This window comes from Flavitalea plasmicola, from assembly GCF_030546645.1.
Classification (GTDB): Bacteria; Bacteroidota; Bacteroidia; order Chitinophagales; family Chitinophagaceae; genus Puia.
The window spans coordinates 678,892-693,968 of the sequence record NZ_JAUOTO010000005.1 but is presented as its reverse complement, the minus strand read 5'-3'; the positions used below and the strand labels follow the sequence as shown (position 1 = coordinate 693,968).

At 51.6% G+C, this 15,077-nt stretch carries 11 protein-coding genes; 6 read left to right on the top strand and 5 right to left on the bottom strand.

Annotation, left to right across the window (positions count from 1 at the left end; genetic code table 11):
- Position 1: 1 nt before the first annotated feature.
- From Q4E93_RS21125 to Q4E93_RS21100, 6 genes are all read left to right on the top strand, one after another.
- The gene (locus Q4E93_RS21125) at positions 2 to 1,849 is read left to right on the top strand and encodes a glycoside hydrolase family 9 protein (RefSeq protein WP_303588635.1); all 1,848 of its coding nucleotides are present in this window, start codon (positions 2 to 4) and stop codon (positions 1,847 to 1,849) included.
- 66 nt (positions 1,850 to 1,915) lie between these two features.
- Positions 1,916 to 4,789, top strand: coding sequence for a glycosyl hydrolase (locus tag Q4E93_RS21120; RefSeq protein ID WP_303588634.1), 2,874 nt, complete (start codon positions 1,916 to 1,918; stop codon positions 4,787 to 4,789).
- Positions 4,790 to 4,870: 81 nt separating this feature from the next.
- Complete coding sequence (locus Q4E93_RS21115) at positions 4,871 to 6,235, top strand: DUF8728 domain-containing protein (RefSeq protein WP_303588633.1); 1,365 nt, start codon at positions 4,871 to 4,873, stop codon at positions 6,233 to 6,235.
- Positions 6,232 to 7,371, top strand: a complete 1,140-nt coding sequence (locus tag Q4E93_RS21110; RefSeq protein WP_303588631.1) for an acyltransferase family protein — start codon at positions 6,232 to 6,234, stop codon at positions 7,369 to 7,371. Before Q4E93_RS21115 ends, Q4E93_RS21110 begins: the two co-directional genes overlap by 4 nt.
- 37 nt (positions 7,372 to 7,408) lie before the next feature.
- Positions 7,409 to 8,920, top strand: a complete 1,512-nt coding sequence (locus Q4E93_RS21105; protein WP_303588629.1) for a hypothetical protein — start codon at positions 7,409 to 7,411, stop codon at positions 8,918 to 8,920.
- A 36-nt stretch (positions 8,921 to 8,956) separates the two neighbouring features.
- Entirely contained in the window at positions 8,957 to 10,321 is a 1,365-nt protein-coding gene (locus Q4E93_RS21100; RefSeq protein WP_303588626.1) for a dipeptidase, read from the top strand.
- Positions 10,322 to 10,404: 83 nt separating this feature from the next.
- Here Q4E93_RS21100 and Q4E93_RS21095 read toward each other — a convergent pair whose 3' ends face one another.
- The 5 genes from Q4E93_RS21095 to Q4E93_RS21075 form a co-directional block, all read right to left on the bottom strand.
- Positions 10,405 to 11,322, bottom strand: a complete 918-nt coding sequence (locus Q4E93_RS21095) for a DUF4062 domain-containing protein (RefSeq protein ID WP_303588624.1) — start codon at positions 11,320 to 11,322, stop codon at positions 10,405 to 10,407.
- Between the two features lie 507 nt (positions 11,323 to 11,829).
- Positions 11,830 to 13,176, bottom strand: coding sequence for a phospholipase D-like domain-containing protein (locus tag Q4E93_RS21090; protein WP_303588623.1), 1,347 nt, complete (start codon positions 13,174 to 13,176; stop codon positions 11,830 to 11,832).
- A gap of 21 nt (positions 13,177 to 13,197) precedes the next feature.
- Positions 13,198 to 13,440, bottom strand: a complete 243-nt coding sequence (locus tag Q4E93_RS21085; protein WP_303588621.1) for a hypothetical protein — start codon at positions 13,438 to 13,440, stop codon at positions 13,198 to 13,200.
- Positions 13,441 to 13,449: 9 nt separating this feature from the next.
- Positions 13,450 to 14,580, bottom strand: coding sequence for a chymotrypsin family serine protease (locus Q4E93_RS21080; protein ID WP_303588619.1), 1,131 nt, complete (start codon positions 14,578 to 14,580; stop codon positions 13,450 to 13,452).
- 74 nt (positions 14,581 to 14,654) lie between these two features.
- Positions 14,655 to 15,071: a hypothetical protein gene (locus Q4E93_RS21075; RefSeq protein WP_303588618.1), complete on the bottom strand. Its 417-nt coding sequence runs from the start codon at positions 15,069 to 15,071 to the stop codon at positions 14,655 to 14,657.
- Positions 15,072 to 15,077 lie beyond the last annotated feature (6 nt).

Here is a 15,077-nt window from a genome sequence, read left to right as displayed (position 1 = left end):
TATGCACCTATTTCAACGTTCCACCATAGTCATATGCCTTCTCCAGATCGCCTTTAACCTTAAAGCCCAGCGCATTCTCACCAACCAGGTAGGCTATGAAGCCACGCTTCCCAAGCACGCCGTCATCATGGCCGAAGAAAAGCTGGAAATAACGGCTTTCAATCTTATAGACACCCGAACAGGCCAATCCATCTATCAGGGAATCCCCGTCTATAAAGGCTCCGTTAGCAAATGGAAGAACTGGACATTCTGGATCCTGGACTTTACCAGCCAGCAAACCGAAGGCACTTACACCATCCGGCTCTCCCTGCCAGGCAAGACCACCACCTCCTACCCATTCATCATTGGCAGGAACGTCCTGGAAAAAGCCACCCTCTCTGACGTGATCTACTACTTTAAAGGACAACGCAGCGCCGGCCTGATCGACCAGGCCGACCATCACCTGCCCGCTCCGCCACAGGCGCCCGGCCCTAACCCTATCACCGCAGCCACCCTGGACGTCCACGGTGGCTGGTATGACGCCACAGGCGACTATGGCATTCACCTTTCCCACCTCTCTTTCTCCGCTTACTTCAATCCGCAGCAAGTATCCCTGACAGTATGGAGCCTGCTAAAGACCGAAAAGCTCCTCGGCGAAAGACCAGGCACGGACTTTCGTCAATTCCGCAGACGACTGCTGGACGAAGCCATGTACGGAGCCGATTACCTGGTCCGTGTGCAGGCCAGGAACGGATCGTTCTATCGCAGCATCGGCGCTCCAGGCGCCGGCAAGCTGGCAAAAGACAGAGGCATCTCACCTGAACAAAAAAGCTATAGGATCAAAGTTTCCAAAGACGCTTCCTGGGGCAACGACCCTGTTAAAGATACCTGGCGGAGCTACCAATCCAGCTACCGCAGCGGCGCGGGAATGGCCATTGCAGCCCTGGCCATAGCTTCAACTGACAGCATATCGGGAGAATACACCACCCAGGACTACTTAAAAGCAGCCGAAAATGCTTTCAACTTCCTGGAAAAAGAAAATGCCGGAATGACCAATGACGGGAAAGAGAATATCCTGGACGACTATTGCGCCCTCAGCGCGGCCACAGAGCTGTACATAGCAACCCATAAACCAGCCTACAAGAATGCCGCCGAAAAAAGAGCCAAAAACCTTATGGCCAGACTCACTGAATGGCAAAACTACAAAGACTACTGGCGTGCCGATGATGGCGATCGCCCCTTTTTCCACCCCTCTGATGCCGGCCTCCCGCTGATAAGTCTCCTGACCTACTACCCCTTTGCAAAACCAACCGTCCAGGAACTGATCAAAGCCGCCGTAAAACGATCTATTAACTTTGAGCTCACCATCACCAACGAAGTCAACAACCCCTTCGGCTACAGCCGGCAATTGACGCAGGACACGCTGGGTAAGAGGCATAGCGCCTTTTTCTTTCCTCACGGCAGCGACGCTTCACCCTGGTGGCAGGGCGAGAATGCCCGGCTTGGTTCCATGGCCGCGGCAGCCAGGCTGGCATCAAACATCTTTAAGGAAGACAAGCCTCTTCACGACTCATTAGAATCTTTCGCCCTGGATCAGCTGAACTGGATACTGGGCCTCAATCCCTTCGACGCATCGATGCTTCAGGGCACAGGCCGCAACAACCCCACCTATGGTTTCTTCGGCACTTTCGAGTATACCAATGCGCCGGGCGGGATCGTCAACGGCATCACATCCGGACTTTATGATGAGGAAGACATTGATCTGAACCTTCCCTATGCAATCACAGGCAAAGACTCTGACTGGCGATGGGCGGAGCAATGGCTGCCGCATGCTGCATGGTATATGATGGCAGTAGCACTACGGGAATAATTGCCACCGGGCAAGTAGTACTTTCTTTATTGTCGATTGTTTCTTGTACCTGATAATTAAATTATTATGCAGAGGATAATGATGTTGTCCGTAGCCATAACTGCAGGGATATTTTGTTCTGCGCAGACAATCCCCCCTGACAGTGGTTTTAAAACGCCCCCATCATCAGCCAGGCCCCGTGTATGGTGGCATTGGATGAATGGCAATATCAGCAAATCCGGTATTACCGCAGACCTGGAATGGATGAAAAGGGTCGGCATCGGTGGCGCCCAGATCTTCGATGTGGATCTGCGAACGCCGCAGGTAGTGGACAAACCCATTCCCTTTATGACGCCCGGATGGAAAGACGCCCTGCATTATGCAGGCGCCGAAGCAGACCGCTTAGGCCTGGACCTGGGCATTGCCTCCAGCGGCGGCTGGAGCGAGTCCGGCAGTCCCTGGGTAAAGCCGGAAGAAGGAATGAAACAGATCGTATCCAGCGATACTATGATAGCAGGGCCACAGCGCTTTTCCGGCATATTGCCGAAGCCAACGGGCTGGTATGCAGACACAAAAATACTGGCGTTCCGCCTCCCTGATACCACAGACGCTCCTTCTGACTGGGTCTGGGCATTGCTGGACAAAGCGCAATACAGGGTCAGCGCACCGGATGCACAGCGGGCAGCGACCCCGCCAGTCAGACCAGAAAAGGCAATCGATCCCCACGGTGTAACAGACATCACCGCAAATATGCAGACCGACGGGACATTGCAATGGACCATACCTCCCGGAAGATGGGTGGTGCTGCGGATGGGGTATGCCCTGACCGGGACAAAGAGCCGCTTTGCTTCAACCGGATCAAACGGCCTGGAAGTGGACAAACTAAGCAGACAACATACAGAAACTTACCTGGACCAATACCTGGGGCGCGTCGCGGACGCATTGGGGCCCGCCTTTGGCAAAAGCTTTCAATATTTCTTAATGGACAGCTGGGAAGTCGGCGTTGGCAACTGGACAGAGGAGCTGATCCCGGAATTCCAGCGCAGGCGCGGCTATAACCCCATACCCTACCTGCCTGTGCTGGCCGGCTTTATCACCGGCAGTGCCGGTGAAAGCGACCGCTTCCTGTGGGACTTCCGCCGGACCATCGCCGACATGGTAGCAGAGAACCATTTTGGAGTGATCAGCAATTATGTTCAAATGAAAGGGTTGCGTGGTGTCTATGCCGAAGCTATCGGGGTTGAACAACCGACTACAGGCGATGGCCTGCAGGCCAAAGGGCAGGTTGCCATCCCCATGGGTGAATTCGTCCTGGAGCCATGGCGGCTGCCGGGTGGAAGGGAGACAAACAGGGCCGACATGCGCGAAGCCGCCTCCGCCGCACATATTTATGGCAAAAACCTGGCTGCGGCCGAGGCTTTCACGACAACCGAAACGACCCCGTGGGCACAGGGCCCTTACGACCTGAAGCCCTATGCCGACTGGGCCATGGCCCAGGGAATCAACCAGTTTGTGATCCATACCTCCGCTCACCAACCCTTTACAGATGACAGCCACAAGCCCGGTGTAACGCTGAGCGGTGCCGGCCAGAATTATACCCGCAACAATACCTGGGGGGAACAATCCCTCGCATTTAATTCCTACCTGGCGCGAAGCTCCTATCTCCTTCAGCGGGGACAGTTTGCCGCCGACCTCCTGTACTATTATGGCGAAGATGCACCCGTGGTGGTGCCTTACTGGAAGGCCATCACACCCGCTCCGCCCATAGGATATGACTATGACTGGCTGAATACGGAAGTGTTGCTGAGCCGCCTCTCGGTAAGAGACGGACAGCTGGTCCTCCCTGACGGGATGAGCTACAGGCTGCTGGTCATTCCTGCCGATGTTACCAGACTGACACTGCCCGTCGTACGCAGGCTGCGTGAACTGGTGGCAGCGGGCGCAACTATTCTGGCGCCCCGGCCCGGCGAATCTCCCAGCCTGGCAGACTACCCGGCAGGAGACGACAGCATCCGCGCCATCGTCAAAGCGGTGTGGGGCAGGGCCGGAGGTATCAGAAGATATCATGAACCGGTGGGTCATCCGTACGGAAAAGGAAAAGTATTTTCCGGTCCGCCTGTACAGGAGGTGCTCGATTCACTCGGTGTTCTGCCTGATTTTCGCTATGGACGGGTCGCAATAGACGACACGCTTGTCTGGATCCACCGCCGGACAAATGATGAGGATATTTATTTTATCGCCAATCAACGCCCCGTCCCCATGGACTTTGAAGCGAGGTTCCGTGTGGCGCACAAATCACCTGAGCTATGGCATCCTGATGACGGTAGTACCGAACCTGCCGGATATACCAGCGACAGCCTGGGAACAACAGTTCCACTACATTTAGATCCGCGTGGATCTGTCTTTGTGGTATTCCGCCGTCCGGCGTCGGTAACTACCCGGCTAACCCCGAAATTTAAAGAGACGCTGCTGGCTAAAATCGCCGGCCCATGGATAGTCAGGTTTCCGCCGGATTGGGGGGCGCCCATACAGATCAGGCTTGACAGCCTTCAATCCTGGACCCGTTCAAAAGATGCAGGTGTAAAATATTTCTCCGGCACTGCTACCTATACCCGCGACATCTCCGTGCCTGCCTCATGGCTTCGTTCGAACACCAGGTTAATCCTGGACCTGGGAATCGTAAAAGAGATCGCTGAAGTATCGATAAATGGAAAGTCTCTGGGTATTCTTTGGAAGCCCCCTTTCCGGGTGAACACAAAAGACGTATTAAAACCCGGGATGAATCACATCGAAATAAAAATCACCAACCTCTGGCCCAACCGCATGATCGGCGATCAGCAGCCCGGCGTGACAAAACCATTCACTTTTGCGATCATCAAACCCTTCGACAAAGACTCCCCGCTGTTGGAATCGGGACTGCTGGGACCTGTGCGGGTCTGTCTGTCATCTCCCGTTCAGTAAAACATCTTATTAGTTCTATGTTCGCCGCAATGTGATAACAGGGTGTTGTCTTATTTTTATTTTCCACAAAACCTTGTCCATATGCGCGCTATCAATCCTGGCAAAGGCAGACTGATCCTGGTCATTGCGGCGGCGGTCTTTCTCCTACCTGTATTGGTCCCCGCCTGGCACCTGCTGCAAAAGACCGGCGGTGCCTTTTCGCTGCCCCGCGACGAATCCTTTCTGCAGCTGTCCACTGCCAAAGCACTGGCCTTCCGGCATATATGGGGTGTCGGCCTTTTTAATTTCGAATCAGCTTCCCCCTCCCTGCTCTATCCCCTGCTGCTGGCAGCCGTCTTTTTTATTTTCGGCGCTCACCTGGTGATTATCCCCATCCTCAATGCAGTGATTGGTATCATTCTTCTGTCTGCCATACAAAAATGGCTGAGCAAAAGGGGCACCAGACCGGTGAATCAGTTATTTGTCCTGCTGGCAGTAATTGTTTTAACGCCATTACCGCTCATGGTGATCTCCGGCATGGAAAGCCCCCTCCTGTTGCTCTTCGCCTTTCTGTTTGTCAGCAGGCTGTCGGATGAATGGACCATGCCAGCCTTTTCAAGACGGACGCTGATATATGGCGCATTGCTGGTTGCCTCCAGATATGACGGCGCCCTTCTGGTGGCAGGTGCAAGCCTGCTGCTGATATTCCGCCGGAAATGGCTGGAAGCTTTTGAGCTGGTGTTATGGAGCCTGTTGCCCATCCTTGCTTTTGGCATCGTCTCCGTCTTTAAAGGCAGTTATTTCCTGCCCAATCCATTCATGGTCGGGCCGGCAGGTTCAATGCTGAGCTACGACTGGCTGCTGGGTTGCGGCCTTGCTGTGGCCCTGCCGTTGCTGTCCCGTTGGCATATAAAACGCCTGGACCGGAAAACCACCTGGGTTGCAGGGCTGACAGCGCTGTGTTTTTCCCTTTTGATAATGACAAGGAACCTGTATGCTTTCAGGGAGACAAGCCGTTCCAGCGTCCGCATCTACCGGCAGGAATATCCTGCGGGGCAGTTTGTCCGGCGCTACTACTACCATCAGTCCATTGTGTCTGACGATATGAGTGTCCTGTCCTATCTGGCGGAAGGGCAATATGTTGATCTGTCAGGACTCGCCAGTGTAAAAGTTGCCAGAAGCAAGGTCCATCATTTCTTCAGCCCACGGCTCGTCCATCAGCTGAGCGACGAACAAAACACGCAGGTGGCCATTATCACTGACCGGTATGATCATGGATTGCCCGAAAGGTGGGTCAGGACTGCCAGCTGGGAAATACCCGCATATGACCAGTCCGGGAAAAAGACTTTTAATTTCTATGGCATGGATTCAGGTGTGGCCATCACGCTGAAACGAAACCTGGAAAACTATGCACCGTACCTGTCCAGGGACATCACTGTGCAATATTATTATTTTCCTCCACGATGACGAATGCGCACCATCCTTATCTGAATAATCTCACCCCATTGCGGGGCATTGCGGCAATATGGGTGGCTGTCTTTCATTTCAGAAATGATGGAAATATTTTTGCCCGCCTTACTACAGTCATGCTTTTAAGAAAAGGCTACCTGATGGTGGACCTGTTTTTTATAATGAGCGGATTTATTATTCTGCATGTTTACGGCGACAGCTTTGCTGAAAATATATCCAGGCAAAACCTGAGAAGGTTTATGGTAGCAAGAGTCGCCCGCATTTATCCGCTGCATATTTTCACGCTGTTGTTTTTAGTAGTTACAACTATTTTCACCTGGCAGTGGAATGAGACCAACGATCCTGCCGCCATTCCTACGAATATTTTTTTGCTGCAGTCTTTTGGAATTCACAATACTGTGACGTGGAATACGCCCTCCTGGAGCCTTAGTGCCGAATGGGCCGCGTATATGGTCTTTCCTTTGCTCGCTGTTTTTATGCATAAGACAGAAAAGCCGGCCCGCCTTATCCTGACTGTTTTCGTCATCATCACTTATTTATTCCTCGTGTACTGGCTGCCTTCAAAATCCGGGGCAAACCAGCACAGGCCGGTGCAACACAAATTAGATGTCATCAACAGTTATGCATTTCTGCGTGGTATAGCAGGCTTCACGCTGGGCATGCTGGCCTATGCATTATATAAAAAAAGTTCAATCCGGAGTTTGTTCAGTAAAGATATTATTGCTTTATTTTTCATTGCGGCAGCGCTGCTTTGTATGCACAACGGTTTAAATGACCTGTTAATTATTGCATCATTTGTCGGATTGACACTGTCTTTTGCCTCCAACAGTGGCGCTATTCATAAAACATGCTCCCTACGGCCGGCCCAGTTTATCGGTAAGGTGTCCTATTCTATTTATTTAATGCAAACGATAGTGACGCTTTTTTTTATAGACTTCCTGGATTTACCCGGCTTAAAATCCGTGTTGCCTCCTCTAAAATCCGGATTATTTTTCCCGGGGTTGTTTTATACACTCACCTACCTGTTTATCCTGGTGATACTCTCATCGGTTACATACAATGGATTAGAAAACCCCTGCCGGAATTTCATCAACAGGAATTACAGGAAATATTCCCGGCCGGCGCAGGATTGATCCCAAAAGGATCATCCCGTCAGCAGATATTTGTCCAATGCCTGACCTGGTCAACTTCATATGGAGCCAGCGGAGAAACCGCTTTTACTTGTGGAGCGCCTTAGGGGTAAGCCTGATCCTGCTGGCGGTTTTCAAGATCCTCTACCCATATCCCAACCTTGTGATGGACAGTTACTACTACATCCGGGCTGCCGCCAACAATGCGGATGTCAATGCATGGCCCATCGGGTATTCCAGATTTCTGCAGCTGATGGGATTATTCACCCATTCCCCGCTGGTGCTGGTATGCTTTCAGTATTTGTTCCTGGAGCTCTCCCTGCTGGTCCTCTTCTTTACCATGCGGTTCTTTTTTAATCTTGGCAATCTTACTTCCAATATCCTTTTCATCTTTTTCTTCGCCAATCCCCTCCTGCTTTATACCGGTAATCTCATTATGGCGGACTCCCTGTTCAATGGCCTCAGCATCCTTTGGGTCGTGCAGCTACTATGGATCATCTACAGACCCCGGCCTTACATGATCTTTACTCATGCCCTGCTGCTCCTCGTTACTTTCACAGTCCGCTACAACGCCTTATACTATCCTGTCGTAGCTGCCCTGGCCTTTCTGCTCAGCCGCCAAAACATCCGGCTAAAACTGGCCGGCATCGGCCTTCCCATTCTACTGGTGGCCGGCTTTATCACCTACAGCAGCCACAAGATGGAAGAATATTGCGGGGTAAGGCAATTTTCCCCTTTTGGCGGATGGAAGCTGGCGAATGATGCCATGTATATGTATGCCCATGTACATCCCGGTAAGTCTGATACGGTGCCGGCACGGTTCCGCACACTGGACAGGATGGCGCGCCGGTATTTTGACCTCTCCCATGATCCGGGCGACCTGAATACACCGGATGTCTTTCATGGCAGCCCATTTATGTTCGGAGGCTATTCCCCCCTGATGCAATACATGGTCCTGCAGTATGGTCAGGACACCGCCTCCTTTCTCAACTTCAAAAAGTGGTCGCGCATGGGGCCGCTATATACGGCCTACGGGTCCTACCTGGCACGGAAATATCCCATACACTTTGCCCGCTGGTTCCTATGGCCCAACCTGCAACGATATGCATTCCCTCCACGGGAAATCTATGAGACAATCACGCCTTTTTTCCTGCGGCCGGATGAACTGGGCCCGGAAGCCACCCGGTGGTTTGGGCTTACCACCCTCATGGTCAACCCGGAATATATCAACCTCCGCCTGCAGATATCTTCTTTCTATCCCATATTATTCGGGCTGATTCACCTCGCCTTTATCCTGAGCCTGCTGGGCTTCCTGTTGAACAAAGGATGGTCACGCATTGGAAAACCATACAATTATTGCCTTCTGGCGATCCTCTTCCTCTGGCTTTGCGATTTTGGCTTTAGTCTTTTTGCCGCCGCCATTGTCATGCGGTACCAGATCTTCATCGTCATCCTGGAGGTATCCTTATCCTTATTCTTCCTGGAATACATATACCGCCATGCCGACAGCCCCGCACCGGCGGTACCCCCTTCCCCGGTCACAGTTGGCTAAATCCCCTATATTTGCCTTTCCAAAAATCACATCCTCATGACAGCTTGGAAAGACTACCAGGAAAAGAACAAACAGCGCTTTCTCGATGAACTGCTGGACCTTCTTCGCATACCCTCCATCTCAGCCCGCAGCGAGCACAAGCCCGATATGGCCAAATGCGCGGAAGCCGTAAAACAGTCTCTCCTGAAAGCCGGCGCCGATGAGGCTGTGATTTACCCCACAGATGGTCATCCAGTTGTATACGGTGAAAAGATCGTTGACGCATCCCTTCCCACAGTCCTGGTCTATGGCCATTATGATGTACAGCCTGCCGACCCCCTGGAACTCTGGCACAGCGGCCCCTTCGATCCCGTGATCAAGGACGGCAAGATCTATGCCCGTGGCTCCGCCGATGACAAGGGGCAATTCTACATGCACGTAAAAGCCCTGGAGACCATGGTCAACACGGGTACTATGCTCACCAATATTAAGTTCATCATCGAAGGAGAAGAAGAGATCGGCAGCCCCAACCTGGCGAAATTCGTTTCCTCCCATAAGGACCTGCTGAAGGCCGACGTTATCCTCATCAGTGACACCGCCCTGATCAGCCTGGAAAATCCCTCCATCGACATCGGCGTAAGAGGGCTCTCCTATATAGAAGTGGAAGTCACCGGTCCCAACCGCGATCTCCACAGCGGCGTATACGGCGGTGCGGTAGCCAATCCCATTACCATTCTGGCCAAAATGATCGCCAGCTGTCATGATGCGAATAATCACATCACCATCCCCGGATTTTATGACGATGTGGTGGAAGCGACAGCCGCAGAACGCAAGTTAATGGCCGCAGCACCTTACAATGAAGCAGAATATAAAAAAGACCTGGGCGTAAGCGAGCTCTGGGGCGAAAAAGGATATACCACCAACGAGCGCACCGGCATCCGCCCCACCATCGAGGTCAACGGCATCTGGGGCGGCTACACGGGCGAAGGTGCGAAGACCGTCCTGCCGTCCAAAGCGACGGCCAAGATCTCTGCCCGGCTGGTGCCTAACCAGTCTTCGGTGAAGATCACGGAAAAGCTGCTGAACTATTTTCAGCAGATCGCCCCCAAAGGTGTGACAGTGAAAGCTGAAGAACACCACGGCGGCGAACCTTATATGACCCCCATCGATTCAAAAGCCTATCAATCCGCGGCGAAGGCCATCAAGGCGACTTTTGGGAAGGAACCGGTTCCTGTACGGGGTGGAGGTAGTATTCCTATCTGCTCCCTTTTCGAAAAGGAACTGGGTATAAAAGTTGTCTTTATGGGATTCGGCTTGGACAGCGATAACCTTCACTCGCCCAACGAAAAGTTCGACCTGGCAAATTTTTACAAAGGGATCGAAACGATACCTTATTTTCATCAGTTTTTTGCGGAGAAGTGAGGGTCAAAATCTGCTATTGGCAACAATGTGCGGGTTCGATCCCTGTTCTAGGCACAGGCGCCTTTTCATGTGGGAAAGGTCTTTTACTGTGTGGTTTGACCTTGGCTGTCTAAAAGAAGCGCTTTTAAGTAAAAGTTATGTCCATCAGGGGTAAAGAGGAAAGAGGCATTTTCAAGATCTGACCCTGTCCGATAAATTATTTTAAATAATTCCAACTTTTGTGCGCCTTTGTTGGATTTGGGGAGGTGTACCCTGTGATCGCTCTCTATTTTGGCCCCGATGTAAAAAATTAGATCAAAAAGATTAGAAGCATAAACATTATCTTCGAAAGTTTGTTTTTTTAGCAGGTCTCGCAACTGTTCATAGGTCATGCCAGAATATAGCGCGGTGTCTCTTCCCTGTGGATCTTGTAGCTTTACCCGCAATTCACCGTTCTCTTTTGTTAATCGCGCTATTTCTTCGGCTAGAATGCCCGTATTGACCTGGTTGTCTCCTCTGATCCAACCGACGAGTACCTTTGTGTAACTAAATTCGCTTATCGTTTCGTGGATGGCAAGTTTGATATCTTTTTTGTCGTCCCAGAATCTGACCAGGTTGGAAAGAACGATATCGCGGAATGCTTGTAGAAGTTTGGGGTTCTCTCTTTCCAATACATGACTCCCTTCTCTTTTGACTTTCTCCTCTAAAGCCTTTTCATTCATGACGACGGCAAACAAGGGCTTTCTTTGTATGACGGCATACTCGTATTCTAATTGGGTATAGCTTTTCCCGGAAAGAGGTTCGATGCTACCATACCTCCCGCCAAGAATAAGCAAATAAATGTCAGATTCGTCAATCCAGCGTTTTATAACGGCAAGTTGTGATTCATCGCCGGCGGAGAATAGCTCCATACCGGCGGGGATATGTCCGGAGGACAGGATGGCTTCTACGGCTGCCTGCCGCTCCTCTTTAAGATCGGAATAGGTAGATGAAACGAATACCTGTAGCTTTTTATCTTTCATATGTGCTGATTGGCAATGCAGCGCAAAGATAGCGTGTTAGGCGGGATTAAGTCCCATTCAAAGGAGAATAAGAGCTCTCTACAGGTCCCTCCTTGCATCGTTAAAAGGTAAACAACCCCGCAGATAGAAATTATCAAAAGCTTGTCGTGTATATTATGTGTTTCGTGTCGATTTATCGCATATCCAAATAATGCCACCAATATAGTAGAGGTGACTGTGATTAGCGACGTTAATCTCGTTACAATTAAAGTGTTTGTGTCAAGGTGGTTTTATTTTAAGCTAAGGGGTACTTACACTCTATCGATACTTATTCTCTTATCGAACAGTTGGTGTTTATGATGAAGGTTCCCGTGTCACATGAGGCAAAGGTTTTCTTTTCAATGTTATCAATTTAAATTTACATGATTTTAAAACTGACATACTTATTGTAACAATCTCATTACATCACACCAAGATCCGCTCTATATAAATAGCCTTTCCCCAGTTAGATCTCCTCAAAAGCCTATTTTACACCTCCTCATAATCCGCCGGCACCACCTTCACAAACTTCCCGGTCATCAATGTCTCAGGCGCCGCCACGTTCTTAGGCGGAATAGGAATGGTCTTCGATGCCGTACTCCAATCCGACTCGAAGATCTTCGTATAATACGCCGCAAGGTCCGGATAGGTCATCACCACGCCTGCTTCGCGGTTCTTGCTGACAGCGCTGTCACTCCAGTTTTGAGAGCTGGTCAACACTGTCTTTCCATCTATGATGATGAGTTTATTATGGCAATGCACAAAACGCTTAACATCGATATAGCGGATGTTGGTCCCTAAGGCCAGCTTGTAAAGCTTCTTCATATTCGCCACGTTCGCCTTCTCCTTGGGCACGTCCGCCTGGCTGAACAGCTTGCCCAGGATGATCCTGACATCCAGTTTCGGATTGTTCTTAACAGCCGTCTTGATAGCCTCCAGCAATTGCGCGATCAGTGGCTGGCTGCTCCGGATATATTGATTTTCTATCAGGATGGATGTCTTCGCGGCAGCAAGCATTTTCGGGATCACATCCATATAATTGTCTGGGCTGAGGATCGGCAACACATCAATCGGTTTTTTGGGCGTAAGCGTCTTGCTGGGAAATAATTGCTTCGGCAACAGCTCCGGCACCGCCTCGAACAGTTCCGGCAGCTCTGGCTGCGGTGCCACCAGTGCCTGGGCCGCCTCGATGCCGAGCTCCAGTTTAATATCGGCCTTCAGCACCTTCGTAAAGAAAGCAGAGAGCGCGGCGCTTTTGATGGCGACCCCCATGTCCCGGTTGCCTGTGATAAAGTGGGTAGGGTCGCCGCCATCCTTCTCATTGAAGGGAATCGAATTATTGGAGTAGTTGCCGCTTTGCACGAGACACCAGGTGTCGTCTATCACGATCACTTTTTCATGCGAGCTGGCGAAGTAGTGCGTGGGCATCTTATTGGCGCAGGAAGGGGCGCTCACCGTCTGGGCGCCCAGCTTGGCGAGGTCTTTCATCAATTTTTCCTCATCCGTATTGTCCACATCCAGCATGAGCGAGACCTTGACGCCCCTGTTCATGGCGTTGATGACCAACTCCTTCATGTAGGTGGCGGTAAAATCGTAGATTCCGATCAGGATCTTCTTTTTCGCGGCGTCGAAGAGCCTGCGGGTGACGGCATACGTTGAGTCGGGAGAAGCATAGGCAATGAACTGATCACTGCAGGGGATGGCCTTAATATTTTTCAGCAGGGCCGGCGCTTCCAGGTGACAGTTGCGGGGCACCATTTCCGGGGTGACCACGACGGTGAGGGCTTCAGCCCTGACGGTTCTCAATCGGGCTTTGGGCAGTACGATAAAAGGCATAATGGAAAGATTTAACGGTGATTATTCTGGTTTGAAGGGGGATGCGATCTTTGCCAGCAGCGGGACCTGTGTCTCTTTTTTCCCGCTCTTGATGGAGAGATGGGTAGGAAGCCCGTCGATGTTCTTTTCCACATAAGCCACCACGCCAAAGGTTTTTTTGCCTTCGAGCTCGAACTCATCCACCCCAATGGAATGAGCACCCAGCTCCGCGAGGGTGTCGGCGTGTAGGTCGCGGGCGAGATTTGCTTCCTTTTCCGTAGCCATCCTATGAAATTAAGACTTTTTTGACACCTTCTTTTTCACCGGGGCCTTCTTCTTCACAGGCGCCTTCTTCACCGGCGTCTTTTTCACAGCCACCTTCTTTGCTATCGCCTTTTTCACAACGGCAACATCATCTTTCAGGACCAGCTGTACACCCATATGCTTTAGCACCGTATCAATAGGGTTGCACATGCTGCCTTCTTCCGACCCGGCAAAATGCAGGCCCACGGCTTTTCCTGTCGACTGGTCCAGGACCAGGGCGCCCGAGTCGCCTCCTTCGGAGTAGCGGGTACAAAAGATCTGTTCCATAAAGCCGATCTTGCCGACCCCCTCATAGGTGATCTGCGTCCTGAAATTGACATCTTTGATCTCACCCACCGTCTTACGGGTGGTGCGTCCCACTTTGACGATCTTCATGCCCCTTTTCGCCTTGATGGTCCCCTTGGGGAATCCCAGGTCTTTTATCTGCCGGTTGATCTTTGCCAGGCCTGCCGCCGTCGGCTTTGCAATGGCGCAATCCACTTCGTTGACGAATTGCACGGTATTGACGAAAGGATGGAATTTTTCCAGGATGGCCACCGTGTCGGTGGGATCGGCTCCACCGTCGGCGGGTCCGGGGTAGAGAATGGCGTCGCCTTTCTTGCCTAGTCCGCTGTTGGCAAAGACATGGCTATTGCTAAGCAGGAAAATGTCTTTCCCTTTCATGACCACGGCGCCTAGCGTGCCTGCCGTGATATTCTTATGCCCGATGCTGAAGCCGGGCTGAACGGGGTGGCGTGTAATGAAGGGCTGGGCCTGGGGTCTGATCTTTCCCACTACCACCACATCAGTGGGGATAGCGCTCGGGCCTGAGATGGATTCCGGCACCGTGGGGGGAATGGCCTCGCTTGCCCGCAGGTCCTGCAGGGGTATCTTCTTTTCCACGTAAAAGGTGAGGGCCAGCTTTTTGACATTCTTGCCCTTGGACACTTTTTCCGCGATGCCCACGCCCACGATGTTATCCTGGAGCAGGATCTGGTCCCGAAGATTTTTGGAATGTTCTTTGGAGGCGGGGGATTGCACGGCCCGGAGGGATTCGGCCTGTGCTGCCGGTGCGATGGTCAGCAGATCCAGCACCTGCCTGATCTTTTGTTCGGATGCCATAACAGATTGACTTTAGCTTCATCAAATCTAATCTATTGGCAAGAAGAAAATACCCGTAAAAACACCTGTTTTTGCTACCGTCTCAGGTGCAAGACCCTTAGAACGGACGTTCCCAGAGACAATGACTCGTCCGAACGGATCACTGCCTCATGCGCCGTCAGGGTTTTGATGGTGCAGGCGCTGATCGGCCCGTCGAACGAAAAGGAGAAGCCGGTGATGGTGATGGAACCAGGAGAATTCAATGTATAGGCCATCGTATCCAGACTCGTCCCTTCTTTCACGTAAACATGCCCGTCTTTCCTGAAATCCCAATAGTCGGTAAGCGTCCCGGCACGACCGCCGACCTGGTACACGATCCCGATAGAGCTGTAGCTGGAATCACTGACAAGCGCCCACTTCTTTTGGATGGAAACCTGGCCGTCTTCGCTGCTTTTCCCGCATCCGGTGCCAAGGACGGCCAGTATAATGATAGAAAAGATATATTGCCTCATAAGAGC

Excerpts from the sequence above, each read along its gene's own strand:
- Q4E93_RS21115 (WP_303588633.1), top strand. The coding sequence starts at position 4,871 with ATGCGCGCTATCAATCCTGGCAAAGGCAGACTGATCCTGGTCATTGCG.
- Q4E93_RS21110 (WP_303588631.1), top strand. The coding sequence starts at position 6,232 with ATGACGAATGCGCACCATCCTTATCTGAATAATCTCACCCCATTGCGG.
- Q4E93_RS21095 (WP_303588624.1), bottom strand. The coding sequence starts at position 11,322 with ATGAAAGATAAAAAGCTACAGGTATTCGTTTCATCTACCTATTCCGAT.
- Q4E93_RS21105 (WP_303588629.1), top strand. The coding sequence starts at position 7,409 with ATGCCTGACCTGGTCAACTTCATATGGAGCCAGCGGAGAAACCGCTTT.
- Q4E93_RS21090 (WP_303588623.1), bottom strand. The coding sequence starts at position 13,176 with ATGCCTTTTATCGTACTGCCCAAAGCCCGATTGAGAACCGTCAGGGCT.
- Q4E93_RS21080 (WP_303588619.1), bottom strand. The coding sequence starts at position 14,580 with ATGGCATCCGAACAAAAGATCAGGCAGGTGCTGGATCTGCTGACCATC.
- Q4E93_RS21125 (WP_303588635.1), top strand. The coding sequence starts at position 2 with ATGCACCTATTTCAACGTTCCACCATAGTCATATGCCTTCTCCAGATC.
- Q4E93_RS21120 (WP_303588634.1), top strand. The coding sequence starts at position 1,916 with ATGCAGAGGATAATGATGTTGTCCGTAGCCATAACTGCAGGGATATTT.
- Q4E93_RS21085 (WP_303588621.1), bottom strand. The coding sequence starts at position 13,440 with ATGGCTACGGAAAAGGAAGCAAATCTCGCCCGCGACCTACACGCCGAC.
- Q4E93_RS21075 (WP_303588618.1), bottom strand. The coding sequence starts at position 15,071 with ATGAGGCAATATATCTTTTCTATCATTATACTGGCCGTCCTTGGCACC.
- Q4E93_RS21100 (WP_303588626.1), top strand. The coding sequence starts at position 8,957 with ATGACAGCTTGGAAAGACTACCAGGAAAAGAACAAACAGCGCTTTCTC.